15 protein-coding genes, 1 other RNA gene and 4 pseudogenes are annotated in these 14579 nt (G+C 64.8%); 10 read left to right on the plus strand and 10 right to left on the minus strand.

Annotated elements, in window-relative coordinates; genetic code table 11:
* Nucleotides 1–22: 22 nt before the first annotated feature.
* Genes ACCQ03_RS09810 through ACCQ03_RS09825 form a run of 4 tightly spaced genes read left to right on the plus strand, consistent with a single transcriptional unit; the run spans nucleotide 23 to nucleotide 1635 of the window.
* The gene (locus ACCQ03_RS09810) at nucleotides 23–373 is read left to right on the plus strand and encodes a hypothetical protein (protein ID WP_057677733.1); all 351 of its coding nucleotides are present in this window, start codon (nucleotides 23–25) and stop codon (nucleotides 371–373) included.
* A complete protein-coding gene (locus tag ACCQ03_RS09815; protein ID WP_017158153.1) occupies nucleotides 370–675 on the plus strand; it encodes a hypothetical protein in 306 nt (101 codons plus the stop codon). Before ACCQ03_RS09810 ends, ACCQ03_RS09815 begins: the two co-directional genes overlap by 4 nt.
* The gene (locus tag ACCQ03_RS09820; protein ID WP_209226418.1) at nucleotides 672–998 is read left to right on the plus strand and encodes a type 2 periplasmic-binding domain-containing protein; all 327 of its coding nucleotides are present in this window, start codon (nucleotides 672–674) and stop codon (nucleotides 996–998) included. Before ACCQ03_RS09815 ends, ACCQ03_RS09820 begins: the two co-directional genes overlap by 4 nt.
* A 1-nt stretch (nucleotide 999) precedes the next feature.
* Complete coding sequence (locus ACCQ03_RS09825) at nucleotides 1000–1635, plus strand: FMN-binding negative transcriptional regulator (protein WP_057677727.1); 636 nt, start codon at nucleotides 1000–1002, stop codon at nucleotides 1633–1635.
* Nucleotides 1636–1980: 345 nt separating this feature from the next.
* Here the strand turns inward: ACCQ03_RS09825 and ACCQ03_RS09830 are convergent.
* The 5 genes and pseudogenes from ACCQ03_RS09830 to ACCQ03_RS09850 form a co-directional block, all read right to left on the minus strand.
* A non-coding RNA gene (locus ACCQ03_RS09830) (sX9 sRNA) lies at nucleotides 1981–2056 on the minus strand.
* Between the two features lie 113 nt (nucleotides 2057–2169).
* Nucleotides 2170–2365, minus strand: a pseudogene (locus ACCQ03_RS09835) (hypothetical protein).
* A complete protein-coding gene (locus ACCQ03_RS09840) occupies nucleotides 2332–3045 on the minus strand; it encodes a response regulator (RefSeq protein WP_017155885.1) in 714 nt (237 codons plus the stop codon). The pseudogene ACCQ03_RS09835 and the gene ACCQ03_RS09840 overlap by 34 nt, the downstream one beginning before the upstream one ends.
* Nucleotides 3046–3417: 372 nt before the next feature.
* A pseudogene (locus ACCQ03_RS09845) lies at nucleotides 3418–4283 on the minus strand (hypothetical protein).
* Between the two features lie 168 nt (nucleotides 4284–4451).
* The gene (locus ACCQ03_RS09850) at nucleotides 4452–5162 is read right to left on the minus strand and encodes a hypothetical protein (RefSeq protein WP_057677725.1); all 711 of its coding nucleotides are present in this window, start codon (nucleotides 5160–5162) and stop codon (nucleotides 4452–4454) included.
* A gap of 31 nt (nucleotides 5163–5193) precedes the next feature.
* Here ACCQ03_RS09850 and ACCQ03_RS09855 point away from each other — a divergent pair, with 31 nt between their 5' ends.
* Nucleotides 5194–5406, plus strand: coding sequence for a hypothetical protein (locus ACCQ03_RS09855; protein ID WP_057677724.1), 213 nt, complete (start codon nucleotides 5194–5196; stop codon nucleotides 5404–5406).
* Nucleotides 5407–5414: 8 nt separating this feature from the next.
* On the opposite strand, the gene ACCQ03_RS09860 is transcribed toward ACCQ03_RS09855, so the two are convergent.
* From ACCQ03_RS09860 to ACCQ03_RS09880, 5 genes and pseudogenes are all read right to left on the minus strand, one after another.
* The gene (locus ACCQ03_RS09860; protein WP_150147599.1) at nucleotides 5415–5888 is read right to left on the minus strand and encodes a hypothetical protein; all 474 of its coding nucleotides are present in this window, start codon (nucleotides 5886–5888) and stop codon (nucleotides 5415–5417) included.
* 3 nt (nucleotides 5889–5891) lie between these two features.
* Nucleotides 5892–6149: pseudogene (locus ACCQ03_RS09865) on the minus strand (hypothetical protein); the annotation flags it as partial.
* 46 nt (nucleotides 6150–6195) lie between these two features.
* Nucleotides 6196–6813, minus strand: coding sequence for a DUF2589 domain-containing protein (locus ACCQ03_RS09870; protein WP_003485902.1), 618 nt, complete (start codon nucleotides 6811–6813; stop codon nucleotides 6196–6198).
* Between the two features lie 49 nt (nucleotides 6814–6862).
* A complete protein-coding gene (locus tag ACCQ03_RS09875) occupies nucleotides 6863–7393 on the minus strand; it encodes a DUF2589 domain-containing protein (RefSeq protein ID WP_017155879.1) in 531 nt (176 codons plus the stop codon).
* A 42-nt stretch (nucleotides 7394–7435) separates the two neighbouring features.
* Entirely contained in the window at nucleotides 7436–7972 is a 537-nt protein-coding gene (locus tag ACCQ03_RS09880; RefSeq protein WP_057677723.1) for a glycoside hydrolase family 108 protein, read from the minus strand.
* 155 nt (nucleotides 7973–8127) lie between these two features.
* On the opposite strand from ACCQ03_RS09880, the gene can reads away from it, so the two are divergent.
* The 5 genes and pseudogenes from can (at nucleotide 8128) to ACCQ03_RS09905 (ending at nucleotide 14442) form a co-directional block, all read left to right on the plus strand.
* A complete protein-coding gene (can, locus tag ACCQ03_RS09885; RefSeq protein WP_007966275.1) occupies nucleotides 8128–8790 on the plus strand; it encodes a carbonate dehydratase in 663 nt (220 codons plus the stop codon).
* A gap of 85 nt (nucleotides 8791–8875) precedes the next feature.
* On the plus strand, nucleotides 8876–9406 hold the full coding sequence (locus ACCQ03_RS09890) for a 3-hydroxyanthranilate 3,4-dioxygenase (RefSeq protein WP_007966273.1): 531 nt from the start codon (nucleotides 8876–8878) through the stop codon (nucleotides 9404–9406).
* Nucleotides 9407–9418: 12 nt separating this feature from the next.
* Nucleotides 9419–11598: pseudogene (locus tag ACCQ03_RS09895) on the plus strand (FUSC family protein).
* Nucleotides 11599–11631: 33 nt separating this feature from the next.
* Complete coding sequence (kynU, locus tag ACCQ03_RS09900) at nucleotides 11632–12903, plus strand: kynureninase (RefSeq protein WP_057677721.1); 1272 nt, start codon at nucleotides 11632–11634, stop codon at nucleotides 12901–12903.
* 171 nt (nucleotides 12904–13074) lie between these two features.
* A complete protein-coding gene (locus ACCQ03_RS09905) occupies nucleotides 13075–14442 on the plus strand; it encodes an FAD-dependent oxidoreductase (RefSeq protein ID WP_057677720.1) in 1368 nt (455 codons plus the stop codon).
* The last annotated feature ends 137 nt before the right edge of the window (nucleotides 14443–14579 follow it).

Genomic DNA, 14579 nt, shown 5'->3' on the forward strand with positions numbered 1-14579 from the left:
GACCGCGCAGGCCACGGTCACGATGTACCGCCCGCTGGGGCCGGAGGAATACGCATTGGTGCGCGACTCCGGCTTCCGACGCTGGCCGCCGCGGTTGCCGGAGCAACCAATCTTCTATCCAGTCACCAACCAGCGCTACGCCGAGGAAATCGCGTCGCGCTGGAACGTCAAGGACAGCGGGGTTGGCTATGTTGCGCAGTTCGAGGTACGCGCAGCGTTTGTCGAACAGTACCCCATTCAAAAAGTCGGCGGCGCGCACCACACCGAGTGGTGGACTCCTGCCGAAGCGCTGGATGTGTTGAACGACAATATCGTCGGCCTCATCGACATCATCGGCCAATACGATGCCCCGCCTGCGGAGCACACTGCATGACGCTGTTTTTCGCACTGTGTTTTGTCGGTGTCGCCGTTGCAGGCCTCACCGCACTGCTGATCTTCTGGCCGCTGACCCTGGTGCACATGCGTGACCGCCACCCGGAAGCGTTGGCCAGCTTCGGCGAAACGGCCTTCATCAGTCCCGTGGCGTTGCGCTGGTTGTTGGCGCGCCGTTACCGCAGCTATCGCGACAGTGCACTGTCCGGTCTGGCCACACCCGCCTGGCTCTCGCTGCTCACCATCTTTTTCGGCTTGGGCATGGCGGCCCTGCTCGGCCTGCTTTCCAAGGTAATGCAATGACGAACTACGACGACACCCTGCAGGGCGCCCGCGACTCCTGGTGGCTGGCCACGATCGGCCGCACGCTGATCTGGGCACGCCTGCGCGTCAACGAAGCCGGCACCGCCGAGGTACTGGACAGCGACGGCAAGACGCTGCCCTACGACAGCGAAGACAGCGCACGCGCAGCCTTGTTCGATGCCGAATTCGTGGCACTGGACGGGCTGGACGAAGAAGACGCGCTCATCCGCGGTTTCTCGCTGCATGAAGTCTCGCCGCCCCAAGGTAACGACAATGCCGAGCTGCGTGCGCGCATGGTCGTGAACATGGGCGGCCGCGCCTGACATGTACGCCCCGCGCGCATTTGCGCAGACCGATCTGGCCCTGCTGGACTGGCTGTTCGCGCGCGATGCATTTGTCACCCTGATCAGCCAGGGCGAGGATGGGCAGCCGGTGATCTCGCACCTGCCGGTGCTGTATCGGCGCGATGACCAGGATGTCGTGATCGAAGGCCATTGGGCACGCCCCAATCCGCAGGCACGCACTTTCGGCGATGCGGTCATGGTGTTGCAGGGCCCGCATGCCTATGTCTCGCCTACCTGGTACTTGGACAAGGACGCAGCTGCGCGCGTGCCCACCTGGAATTACGCGGTTGCGCACCTGCATGGACGCTGCAGCCAGGTGAGCGATGAAGACGCGTTGGGCAGTTTGATTGCGCGCATGAGCGCGCACTTCGAGCAGCGCGTGGGCAGCGATTGGCAGTTCGAAATGGAGCGCGACAGTCATCGCCGACAATTGCGCGGGCTGGTCGGCTTCCGCTTCGTTCCAAGCCGCATCGAGCTCACCTTCAAGCTGAGCCAGAACCATCCGGCCGGCAATCAACGTAGTGTCGCCCAGTTTCTGACGCAGCAAGCCGACCAAGACGCGCATGCGATCGCAGCATTGATGCAGGCGGCGATGGACGCCGATACGACGCGCTGAGGCGGCCGCCTTTACACCTCGAACGGCTAGTCACCAAACGCTGGGGCGCGTCGGCCACACGGTCGGCCGACGCCTGCATCGTCGGCCCGCGCACAGGTCATTGCGGTGTCCCCCAACTTCGCCAGAAATCGTCCTTCGCGACGCTCATGGCATGAGCAGTAGTTTGCCGGTCCGGTCATGTCGAGCATTCGCTCCAGCCATCGACTCGGCTCCAGATTGCCGCCTTGCGCGCCGGCAACGGCATCTTTCGACATACTCATCAGCAGCGCCTGCAGTGCGCCTTTCGCGTTCGAATGGGAGCCTGTTCTCGTACATGTTCACCAAAACCGATAGCTCTCCAAGAGCAGCTAAAAAAACGTAGCGAGCAGCCGTCAGGTGGGAGCGGACGGCGCGCAGGAACCCCAGTGTACGAGTGGCACACGCCGATCCCGAGCACCGGCCGCGCCCGCCTGGTGGCTACGCAGTAGTTTTTTCAGCTGCTCTAAATCGACGTGCTTTTGCGCGAAGACTGCCTGCATCGCGCGTTCGATCGGCTCAGAACGCGCGGCCTCGCAGATCAGACATATCACCACGCTCAGCCAGTCGTTCATGGCGGCCTTGCCATTGCCGGCCCTGGAGAGCGCGCCAGCCGAATCGGCGCTTTTGGCGCTCAGAGTGTGTCCACGCCGATGTACCGCAGTGCATTGCCAGGACGCCTCAGCCAGCACGGCGCATGTGCTGCGCTACGCATCCCTCGGATGACTCGCCGCTACCGTCGATCGCTGCTTCAAGCGGAGAAAGGCCCTGCGCGATCGCATAACGGGTCAACTGCGCGATGCTTTGGATATTGAGCTTCAACATGCAGTTTTCGCGATGCGTCCCCACCGTCTTCACGCTCAGGTGCAAGCGGTTGGCGATCTGCCTGGTAGACAGGCCCTCCGAATAGAGCTGCACGATTTCCCGCTCGCGTGAGGTGAGTCGGGTATAGGCAGAATCGGCCTTGGCGGCTCGACGCAACCCGGCGATCAGCGAACGCGACATCTGCGGGCTGATGTAGGTCTGATCCTGGATGACGCATTGAATCGCCCGCAGCAATTCGGCGAAGCGGCTGGTTCGCGCCAGATACGCCTTGGCGCCAGCTTCGAAGACTGCGCTGGCCTGCGTACAGGCATCGGACGGAGCGATACAGATTGCCCGGCTATTGGGGCTGCGCTGCATCAAGCGCCGCGTCAGATCGATACCATTGAGGCCGGGCAGCAGCACATCCACCAGCACGATATCAGGCTGCTCTCTGGCGGCGATCTGAAGACATGCCAGGCCGTCTTCCGCATGCCCCACCACTTCGATACCGGGAACCTTTTGCAGCAAAGCGACCATCCCCTCCACAAGGATGGTGCGATCGGCAGCGACGACGATACGTGTCTTCATCATACCCTCTGGTGCACGAATGGGGACCGCGCTGTGCAGCGGCTTGCATGCGGCGCGCTGCAGCGAATCGGCAGATGCTCGGCAGGAGCACTTGAGCGAGCTTGTCACACGCTCATCTCCGGGCCATCGGTCTTGAACTGATTTGGCGAGCCTTGGATGCTGGTATCGACAGCGCTACAGATCTCGCTGAGGCACCATGACGGGTGCGCCTGCCTGAAGTGTGTTACGCAATCTGCGCAACCGCCGAAGCGAGCTATGCCGCACGACGCGAAAGCGTGCTGCCACTTGATGTCCGGCAGGCTGTGCCAAACCGCACTCCATGGACGGCCAGAAAAAGGCGCATGCGCGTGATCAGCGCACCTGATGCGCGAAAGATCACGAATCGTCTGACATCATCTGCCTGGCAAGGCCGGTCAGTTGCTGGCGCACCTGATCCAGGCGCGGGTCCGCCTGCATCTCACGCTGCAGGTCCAGCAGACCTGCGGCAAGTTCGCCACGCGCACGGATGCTCTCCGATTCGGCCGACACACGCTGCGACTGCATCGCGGCGGCTTGTTGGCCGGAATCGCCGCGCACGACCGTTTCCATGACCTCGACCATGCGTTGCAGCAGGCGATACACCGCGCTTGCCGAGAAACCGCCCATCATCGCCAATGCGGGCTTTCCGAATGCGCCCAGGCTGCTTTCGGCGAAGAGATTCTCCGGCAGCAACTCCACCAGGATCAGGCCAGCGATGAGACCGAGGATCATACGTGCGGCATAGGAGGAATCGAAGCGCGGGTCGTATGTTGCGTCGGCTACGTAACGATGGGCTGGAACAACGCGGAAAACGCTGCACCGAGTCCGGCACAGGCCAGGATGAACATCACATTCCAGCATAGCGTGCTCCCCGAGGAATCGAGGAAGCCCAACGTGATGTTGCGCTCGTTCACCAGGCTGGACATCGCCAGCCCGACCACTGAGGCCAGGCAACCGACCGAGGTCAAGGTCAAGGTGCGGATCAACGGAATCGGCCCCAGCCAGCGCAACCAACCGCCGCGCAGGCGCTCGCGCTCGATCAGCACCACCGCCTGCGGCGTTGCCGGCTGGATCGCACGCACCAGCTGTCGGTGCAGACCGGCCAATTCGCGCGCGCCGGCTTCGCCGTGCAAGGAAGCGCCAGGCATCACGCGCAGCTCTGCCAGCCGGCCAGGCAGATCGGGAGACATTGCCAGCCCTTGCTTCAGTGCGTAGGACACCATCGCCCGGCATTCGAGCTCCAGTTGCTCGAGCACGCTGGAAAATATCGGCCCGCCGACTTCCGCCGGCGGGACCGGACGGGCCACTGCGCGTTGTCGTAGGCCGCCGCGCCTATTGGCTCGCTTCCACATAAATGAGGTCCTTACTGGCAGCCGCGCAGCTGCGACACCTCAAGGCATCCGTTCGAACAGCGTCGTCTCTCGCTGCCCCTTCAACAGCAATGCAAGCTCGGCACTGCCATCTGCACGAACCTGCAGACTGGCCTGGGCATCACTGAGCTGGCGGCAATAGCCTCTATCGTTGGCCACGACCCAAGCATTCAACGCACCTGCGGCACGCCCGGCGTAGCGCACTTCCACCTGGCAATCCCGTGGCGCGCCATAACGCAGGCGACCGAGGACGTCTCCCGGACGGACGCTGGTGGCCACGATCTCCAGCTGTGCGGAAATCAGTCCCGCCGCGCGCCAGCGCCCGGCTTCGGCCAATCCGGCACTGCTCTGATTCAGGGCAACGACCAACGGCGAGGCGCTGCCAGGCAAGGTGAGCTGCACCCCGGGCACGCCACTCTCCGCTACCTGGAGTTGGGCAAGCCCGCCGGCCAGCGCGTCGCAGAATTTGCCGCCATTGCGCGACAGCAACGCGTACCCGTCCGGCTGCGCGCGTAACTCGAGCGCGCAATTGTAGGGAGGCCCGAATCGCAGATCCGCCACCTGGGCGCCCTCGACTCCGGGCGCGCGCGCGCTCAGACGGACGTAAACCGGGCCGGTACTGCCGCTGGCGGACAGGATGCCGCGCCAGTCACCCGCCGGAATCCCGCCCGCGGGAGCTGCCTGCGCCGCAGTCAGCGAAAGACACAGGGCAAGCGCCGAGGTGATGCGCAAAACGTGATGCCGATACCGATGTTGACCAGCCATGAAAAAGCTCCGAGAAAAAATTGGAAACAGCGGAAAGATCGATCACGCTGCCGCTCAGCACACCGAACGCAGCGATGACCAGCACAATAACCAGGCAAATGATGAAGATGGATCGCAGCTTGCGCCGGGACTGCCGACGGAGATCTGCGTGCAGGGTGGCCACATCGGTCCCCAGCCGCTCGGCGACCGCCCGGGCGTCGGCGTCCGATAGCAGCAGCCTCACCGCCGCGCTCCTGAATCGGATAGTGGCATGTCCATGAACGGATGCAGCGTCCACTCCTTCAATGCGACACCATCGAACCAAAGCACGCCATGCGGACGCTCGGTTCCTTGATAGCTGATCTTCAGCGTATGCCCAGGCGTACGGCCATCTGGCGGCGCAACACGCAATGCCAGCCCCGGAGCACCGTCGGTCTGCGTGACCGGCTCTATCTGCACTTGCAGCGTCAACGAAAACTCGCTGATTTGCTGCAGATGCAGCGCACGCAATTGGCAGACGGGAATGGAAAGCAGGGTTGCCGTTTCGGACTGCACCGTTTGCTCACCGTCCACGCACTGCACCCACAGGTCGCAGGCGGCCACCGCGGCGTTTACAACTGCGGCGTGCCGCTGGCGGCACCGCTGTTGCGCGCGTCGAACGGCCTGGTCGAGCAGCTCCACGAAAGCGTCAAGGCAATAGCTTGCACGTGCCATCCATGCCTCTGTCAGCCAGACCGGCTTGCGCTTGAACCCGACGTGGTAGCACAACCATTGCAGCACGACCTGGTGCTCGCCCAACTGCAGGATATTGAAGCTCTTCTCGACCCCGAGAATCGCTCCCCTGGGCGCTTCGCTGAGACAGCGATTGAGTAACTGCTGCGCGGCCTCGACTTGCTCGGCAGTCTGCATTTTTGCCGGGTTGTCGCTGCCGACGACGATGCGCTTGATGAAACTGACTTCTGACAAATCCATCATCGGCAACGACTCGAGTTAGGAAAAGTACGGGACGCAACAGCGACGCTTACGGAACCGGCACGGGCGCGGTGACTTTGCGTGGGGCCGCAGCGGTCTGCAGGATGTCGAGCACACGCGACAGGCCTTCGGGCGTGCCGCGATCTTCGGCGTGCAGCGCGACGTGATACTTGGCCGAGTTATCCGAAGAGCGGGTATTTTCCTTATGGCTGGACACAGAGCCCTGCACGTTGACCTTGGCCTTGAAGACGCCCCAGCCGACGCTGGCCTCCAGATCCACCTTAAGACTCTTGTCTTCGGCTTCCTTCTCCGAGAAAGAGGATTTGACTTCCATATCGAAGGTCACGTCCACGGTCTGAATGCTCAGGTTGGGGACGTTGACAAGGGTCAACAGCGGCACGACGATCTCGACTTCTTCCTCGGCCATCCCGGTGCCGCTAGGGTCTTCGACCGGGCGCTTGAATTTGAACTGCGCGGTGCGGGTGCCGCCGTTCCCGTTGGGATCTGCGGGGTCGGTCGGCGGCAGAAAGCCGATGACCTTGATGAAGTCGGCGGTGGCCCGTGCCAGCATGACCTGCGCATCGCAGGCTGCACGCAACGGGGCGCCGATCAGGTCTGCCATCGGCAGGCCCTTGAATTGGTCGGACATGTTGACGATATCGCTCATGGTGTTCTCCTGAAGAACGGTTGTTTAAGAAAAACGGTGACCGCGGGAGCTACTCCCCCTTGACCGTCTTGAACACACCTTGCGACTGCGCAAGGCGATTGATGAGACGTGCCACGCCCTCGGTCGGCTCGCTGCCTTCCACGCGCAACACGACGTGAACCGCGCTGTTTCGTGCATTTTTTGCGTTGGAGCCGAGGTCGATGCCGATCTGGCCCGGCAGCGCCGGCGGCTTGGGATGCCAGTCTTCGACGGCGGCGGGAACCGCCAGCGAGTCCGGCAATACGGCTTCGTCCAGCTCGCTGAGTTCGCCGAGCTGTGCATCGAAACTGATCTCTACATCCTTGATCCGCAGGACGTTGGACGACACCAGCGGCAACAGCGGGGCCCGATACAGGTCTTCGTCGTTCTCACCCGCTTCCGGGTGCTGCGACGGCAAGCGGATCAACACGCTTCTGGGGCGGTTGTCTTCGTCGAAGAACGCACCCAGGTTAGCCATCTGGTGTTGCTCGATCCGATCCTGGGCATCGATGACCGCGCCGGCCAGTGCTTCGATCAGATCATTGAGGGATATCTGCGCCATGTCGGGCTCGTCAGTCGGGAAGTGTCGCTGGCCGTTACCGGCTCAGACCGAATCGGGAAAGGAATCCACGCGCGCCAGCCAGCCCTTGAGAAACTTGCCAAGCGCCGGTCGCGCGGCGACGAGCCGGTGGTAGTAATCCTTGCGGCCGGCCTTGTAGCGTGCATACAGGTCTTGCTGGTTGCTGGATGCCAGCGCCGCGAAGGTGGCGGGCCCCATGCGGCCGTCGGCGACCAACCCGCCGCCGGTCTGGCTGTTGAGCACGGTCTGCAGCAATTTGATCGCGTTGTTGCCCGCGTTGACGTAGAAGTCGAACACGATGTTGGCTAACGGCTGCAGCGAGATCTGATCGGCGCGCAGCCGGTCCCAGTACTGCGCCTTGTAGATGACCCCAGCCTGGGCGTCGGTCAACGCGCGCAGGTTCGCCAGGCTTGGCTCGATGCCGAGCAGGTTCTGCGCGCAGGCCTTGAAGGTCAACAGGGTGATGCCCTTGTTGGTGGCACCGCCCGGATCGACGGGATCGTTGACGAAACCGCCTTCGTGTTTGAGCAAGGTCGGAAAGAACGCGTTGAAGTCGGCCATCGGCGCCACCTGTTGAGTTGATCGGTGGCGCCAGTTTCCCCAGGGGTGCACCGGCCGGACATCGGTCGTTCGCCGAGACTGGTAAGCCTGAAAGCTGATTCATCCTGGGGGCTCACAGAAGCCGCCACGACCACATTTTCTGGAATACTGCACGCATGAACGAGCTTAACCACTTGCTTGAAAACAACCGCGCCTGGTCCGAGCGTATCCGCCGCGAGGATCCGGAATTCTTTTCCAAGCTCTCGACCCAGCAGACCCCGGAATATCTGTGGATCGGCTGCTCCGATTCGCGCGTGCCTGCCAACCAGATCATCGACATGGCGCCGGGCGAGGTGTTCGTGCACCGCAATATCGCCAACGTGGTGGTGCATACCGATCTGAATTGCCTGTCGGTGATCCAGTTCGCGGTGGATGTGCTCAAGGTCAAGCATGTGCTGGTGGTCGGCCATTACGGCTGTGGCGGCGTGTTCGCCAGCCTGACCCAGAAGCGCATGGGCCTGGTCGACAACTGGATCCGCCATGTCACCGACGTGGCCGACAAGCACGAAGCCTGCCTGCACAACGCGGGCGAACTGTCGGTGCAGCACGCGCGCCTGTGCGAGCTCAACGTGCTCGAACAAGTGGTCAACGTGTGCCGCACCACCATCGTGCATGACGCCTGGGAGCGTGGCCAGCAATTGAGCGTGCATGGCTGGGTCTACAGCCTGCGCGATGGCCGCGCGCACGACCTGGGCATGTCGATCGACCGCCCCGAGCTGCTGCAGGAACGCTATGACGCAGCGCTGGCGCAGATCCGGGCAGATCACACCGAGCGCTGAGCCGTACGCACACGTGGCCGGCCGCAGCGTCCATCGGACATCGGCGGCCGGCTGAGCCGGATATCTTCTTTGCCGAGAAACGTCGATGCTGATCCCGCCAATCAACCTGCACGCCTGGATCGAGGAACACCGCCACCTGCTCAAACCGCCGGTGGGCAACAAGTGCATCCAGCAGGATGGCTTCATCATCATGGTTGTCGGCGGGCCGAACGCGCGCACCGACTATCACTACGACGAAGGCCCGGAGTGGTTCTTCCAGCTCGAGGGCGAAATGGTGTTGAAGGTGCAGGACGAGGGCGTGGCGCGCGACATCCCGATCCGTGCCGGCGAAGTCTTTCTGCTGCCACCCAAGGTGCCGCATTCGCCGCAACGCGCGGCCGGCTCGATCGGCCTGGTGATCGAGCGCGAGCGCCTGTCCACCGAGCAGGACGGCCTGCAATGGTATTGCCCGCAGTGCAATCACAAGTTGTATGAAGCGATGTTTCCGCTGAAAAACATCGAAACCGACTTCCCGCCGGTGTTCGATCGCTTCTACCGCTCGCTCGCGCTGCGCACCTGTTCGCAGTGCGGGCATCTGCATCCTGCGCCTGAGCGCTATGCCACCGTCGAGGATTGACAGCCTAATGGCATGCGATCGCGCACAGCAGGTGTGGCGCTCGCATGCTCTGAAACCGGCACCATGCTGCGCGCACTGATCGACCTCAAACCGCGCGACGTGCCCTTGCGCGTCGCGCTGCGCAACACCGCTGCAGTCGTCCTGCCGCTGGCGGTCGGCGTGGCGACCGGGCAGGTTGCTGCCGGTTTGGCGGTGTGCAGCGGCGCGCTCAATACCATGTTCTCCGACCAGCCCGGGCCGTATCGTGCGCGTCTGCAACGCATGTTGATGGCAGCCCTGGCGGCCGGCCTGGCTGCCTTGCTCGGCATCTGGGTCGGCCACAATACGCCGGCGCTGGTGCTGGCCGGCCTGTTGCTCGGCCTGGGCGGCGGCTTGCTGGTGGCGCTCGGTCCGGTGGCCGCGCGGGTGGGCCTGACCAGCATGATTCTGCTGGTGGTCAGCGCAGACATGCGGCTGCCGGTGCAGCAGGCACCCGGTGTGGCCGCGCTGATTTTCGCTGGCGGCCTGCTGCAGGTGGTGCTGGCGTTGGCGGCGTGGCCGCTGCAGCGTTATCGCCCGGAACGCTTTGCCTTGGCGGACCTGATGCGCCAGCTGGCCGGCATCGCGCGGCAGCGCCCGGATGCCAGTGCAGCGCCGCCGGCCACGCAGGAAGTGCTCGACGCGATGGTGATGCTGCACGGCGAGCATCGCTCGCGCGCGATCGCGGTGCAGAGCTTTCGCATCATCGCCGAGCTGTGCGATCGCGTGCGGCTGGAGCTGCTGTCGTTGGCCGATGCCGAGACGCGCCTGACCGACTCTCAGGCGCGCCCGGCGATCGAACGGGTGCTCGAGCGCAGCGCCATCGTGCTGGAACAGCTCGCGCACGCGATGACCATGGGCGAAGACCCGCAGGCAGCCAATGCCTCGATGACCGGGTTCGACGATCTGGTCGGCGCCTTGGCACAGTTTCAGCACGACAACGCCGACACGCGCGAACGCCGCCTGGTGCGTGTCGCCGTCGCGCGTGCGCAAGGCCTGGGCGGCCAGCTGCGCGCGCTGGTCCGCAACGCGCACTGGGCCAGCAGCCGTGGCGAAATCCAGGCGCAACTGGCCGAAGCGCGCCTGCCGTCGGCGCTGCGGCCGGCCGCGACCTGGGCCACATTGCGCGCGAATCTGGACCTGTCGTCGGTCGCCTTCCGCACGCGTTGCGTTGCGGCGTGTGCCTGGCATTGGCCATCGCTTTCCAGCGCTGGCAGCACATTCCGCACGGCTTCTGGATTCCGATGACCACCGCCATCGTGCTCAAGCCCGATTTCGGCGGCACCTTCAGCTTTGGCGCGTTGCGCGTGGCCGGCACCTTCGTCGGGCTATTGCTTGCCACCTTGCTCGCGCATCTGGCCATGGACGGCGCCAGCGTCCGCATGGCCCTGCTGGCGCTGTTTTGCCTCGGGTTTCGTTTGCTGACACAGGTGAACTACGGCATCGGCGTGGCGTTCTTGACCGGCATGCTGGTGCTGCTGCTGTCCTTCGAAGGGGTTGCACCGGGCGAAGCGGTCGGCGCGCGCCTGCAGGCGACAGTGGCCGGCAGCGCGCTGGCGCTGGTCGCCTACGCGATGTGGCCCACGCGCGAACGCCGGCAGATTCGCGCCTCGCTGGCGCAGTTGCTCAGCGCATATCGCGACCACCTGCGCCATGTGCTGCTCGGCCAGATGGAGGGCCTGAGCGATACGCGTGCCGCCGCGCGTGTTGCACGCACCAATGCGCAGGCCTCGATCGAGCGTTTGCGTGGCGAACCGCGCAGCCGCCGCAACCTGCAGGAGCTCAAGCTGGCCGAATCGCTGCTGGCCAATGGCAACCGGCTGATCCGCGCCAGCTTGTTGCTGGAAGCGGCGCTGCGCGATGGCCATCCGTTGCCCACGCTGGACGCGTTGCCCATCTTTGCGCAGCAGGCCGATGAGGCGCTGTCTGCGGTAATCGACTGCCTGCGCACTGGCGGCACCCCTGCCGCGGCGACCTTGCGCAACGCCGAGCGCCAGCTTTCCGATGCGTTGGCCGCATTGCCCGACAGTTCCCCGACCACCGCCGCGCTGGCCGACACCATCGACCGCGTCACCGACAGCATCGGCACGCTCACCCACCTGCTGCGCCCCGCCCGACCGGCCTCGGCCGATGCGCCGGCCGTGCATGACGGCGTGCACGATGCCGGCAGGTAAACTGCCGCCCTGATCCGTGTTGCGAGCCCGACGATGACCGACCTGCTGTCCCGCGCCCATGCTGCTGCACTGGATGCCGCCGACCCACTGCGCAACCTGCGCGATGCGTTCGTGTTCCCGCAACACGGCGATGGCGATCAGACCTATTTCGTCGGCAATTCGCTTGGCCTGCAACCGCGCGCAGCACGTGCGATGGTGGAGGAAGTGCTCGACCAGTGGGGCGCACTGGCGGTGGAAGGTCACTTCACCGGCCCGACCCAATGGCTGACCTACCACCAACTGGTGCGCGACGGCCTGGCGCGCGTGGTCGGTGCGCAACCCGGCGAAGTGGTGGCGATGAACACCCTCAGCGTCAATCTGCATCTGATGATGGCGAGCTTCTATCGCCCCACTGCCGAGCGCGGCGCGATCCTGATCGAAGCCGGCGCATTTCCATCCGACCGCCACGCGGTGGAATCGCAGTTGCGCCTGCACGGGTTGGACCCGGCCACGCATCTGATCGAAGTGGACGCCGACGAACCCAACGGCACCGTGTCGATGACGGCAATTGCCGAGGCCATCGCGCAGCATGGCCCGCGCCTTGCCCTGGTGCTGTGGCCGGGCATCCAGTACCGCACCGGGCAGGCCTTCGACCTGGCCGAGACCGTGCGGCTGGCGCGCGCGCAGGGCGCGGCGGTGGGTTTCGATCTGGCGCATGCGGTGGGCAATCTCCCGCTGACCCTGCACGACGACGGCGTGGATTTCGCGGTGTGGTGCCACTACAAATATCTCAACGCCGGTCCTGGCGCGGTGGGCGGTTGCTTCGTGCACGCGCGGCATGCAAAGAGCGACCTGCCGCGCATGGCCGGCTGGTGGGGACACGAGCAGCAGACCCGCTTCCGCATGGACCCGCAGTTCGTGCCCTCGCCCGGTGCCGAAGGCTGGCAGCTGAGCAATCCACCGGTGCTGGCGCTGGCACCGCTGCGCGCCTCGCTGGCAGTGTTCGACCAGGCCGGCATGGCTGCATTGCGCACCAAGTCCGAACAGCTCACCGGGCATCTGGAGCAGTTGATCCACGCGCGGGTGCCGCAGGTGCTGCAGATCGTCACCCCGGCCGAACCGGCACGACGCGGTTGCCAGCTCTCGCTGCGGGTGGCCGGCGGACGCGCACAGGGACGCGCGCTGTTCGAGCATCTGCACGCGGCCGGCGTGCTCGGCGACTGGCGCGAACCGGACGTGATCCGGATTGCGCCTGTGCCGCTGTACAACCGTTTCAGCGATCTGCACACCTTCGTGGAGCAGGTGGAAGCCTGGGCGGCTGCTTGAGCGCGGCAGTCTGACTGCAGTGCCACCAGCACGCCTGTACGGCACGCGCAATCGCCGCGCGCCCACGTACACTCCCAGCCCGCCCGGCGTTGCTGTCAGGGTCGCCGTCGTTGCCAGTCGCTGTCTTCCCCTTTTCGCCGGCGCTGCGTCCGGCTGCTTCCGGACATTGCATTGAGCCCAGTTTCTCCGCGTTCCCTGACCCTGATCGGCGCCGGCCTGGCCGGTTGTCTGCTGGCCATCCTGCTGTCGCGTCGCGGCTGGCAGGTCACCGTGTACGAACGGCGTGGCGACCCGCGCATCAAAGGCTACGAGTCCGGCCGCTCGATCAACCTGGCGCTGGCCGAACGCGGCCGGCATGCGCTGCGCCAGGCCGGTGCCGAAGATGCGGTGATGGCCAAGGCGGTGATGATGCGTGGACGCATGGTGCACCCACTGGTCGGGCAACCGCAGCTGCAACGCTACGGGCGCGACGACAGCGAGGTGATCTGGTCGATCCACCGCGCCGCGCTGAATGTCGCCCTGCTCGATCTGGCCGAACAGGCCGGCACGCGCGTGCATTTCTACCGCCGCCTGCATACCGTGGATTTCGACGCCGGCTATGCGCGCTTCATCGACGACCGCGACGACCAGCCGCACGAGATCCACTTCCAGAGCCTGATCGGCAGCGATGGCGCCGGCTCGGCCTTGCGTGCGGCGATGCAGCGCAAATCGCCGCTGGGCGAACGCACCGAATTCCTCGATCACTCGTACAAGGAACTGGAAATTCCACCGCAGCCGGGTGGCGGATTCCGGATCGAAGGCAACGCACTGCACATCTGGCCGCGCGGGCGCTACATGTGCATTGCGCTGCCCAACGATGGCGGTACGTTCACCGTCACCCTGTTTTTGCCCAACGCCGGCGAACCGAGCTTCGCCACCACGCGGACCGGCGATGAAGCATTCGCCTTGTTCGCACGCGATTTCCCGGACGCGTTGCCGCTGATTCCCCAGCTTAAGGAGCATTGGGAAGAGCATCCGCCTGGGCTGCTCGGCACCCTCACCCTGGATCGCTGGCATCTGGATGGCCGCGCATTGCTGATCGGCGACGCCGCCCATGCGATGGTGCCGTTCCATGGGCAAGGCATGAATTGCGCGTTCGAAGATTGCGTGGCGCTGGCAGATCAGCTGGACGCGCACGACGACCTCGCCAGCGCGTTCGCGGCGTTCGAAGCTGCGCGTCGCGACGATGCGGCCGCCATCCAGCAGATGGCGCTGGAGAACTACCTGGAAATGCGCGACCGCGTCGACGACCCCGACTTCCTGCTGCAGCGCGAGCTCGAACAACAATTGCAGGCGCGCTGGCCCACCCGCTTCGTGCCGCACTACACCATGGTGACGTTCCTGCGCACGCGCTATTCGATTGCGCTGGCGCGCAGCGAGATCCAGCGCGAGATCCTGGTGCAGGCCACGCGCGGGCACAGCGATCTGTCGCGCATCGACTGGGCCGCCCTGGAAGCGGTTGTGCACGCACGCCTGGAGCCGCTGGACGGCGCGCATTGACGCCTGCCAGGCGCGGACGGCATGAATGCTTGAGAGGGCGACGGTGACGCGCCGGCTTGCGATGGGCGCCCGGTCGAATGCCTTTTCGGCGCGATGCCTACCGCTGCCAGGCCCTTGCAACCGCTCCATGGGTGGTC

It is taken from the genome of Xanthomonas sp. NCPPB 3569 (assembly GCF_041475645.2).
GTDB classification, from domain to species: Bacteria; Pseudomonadota; Gammaproteobacteria; order Xanthomonadales; family Xanthomonadaceae; genus Xanthomonas; species Xanthomonas phaseoli.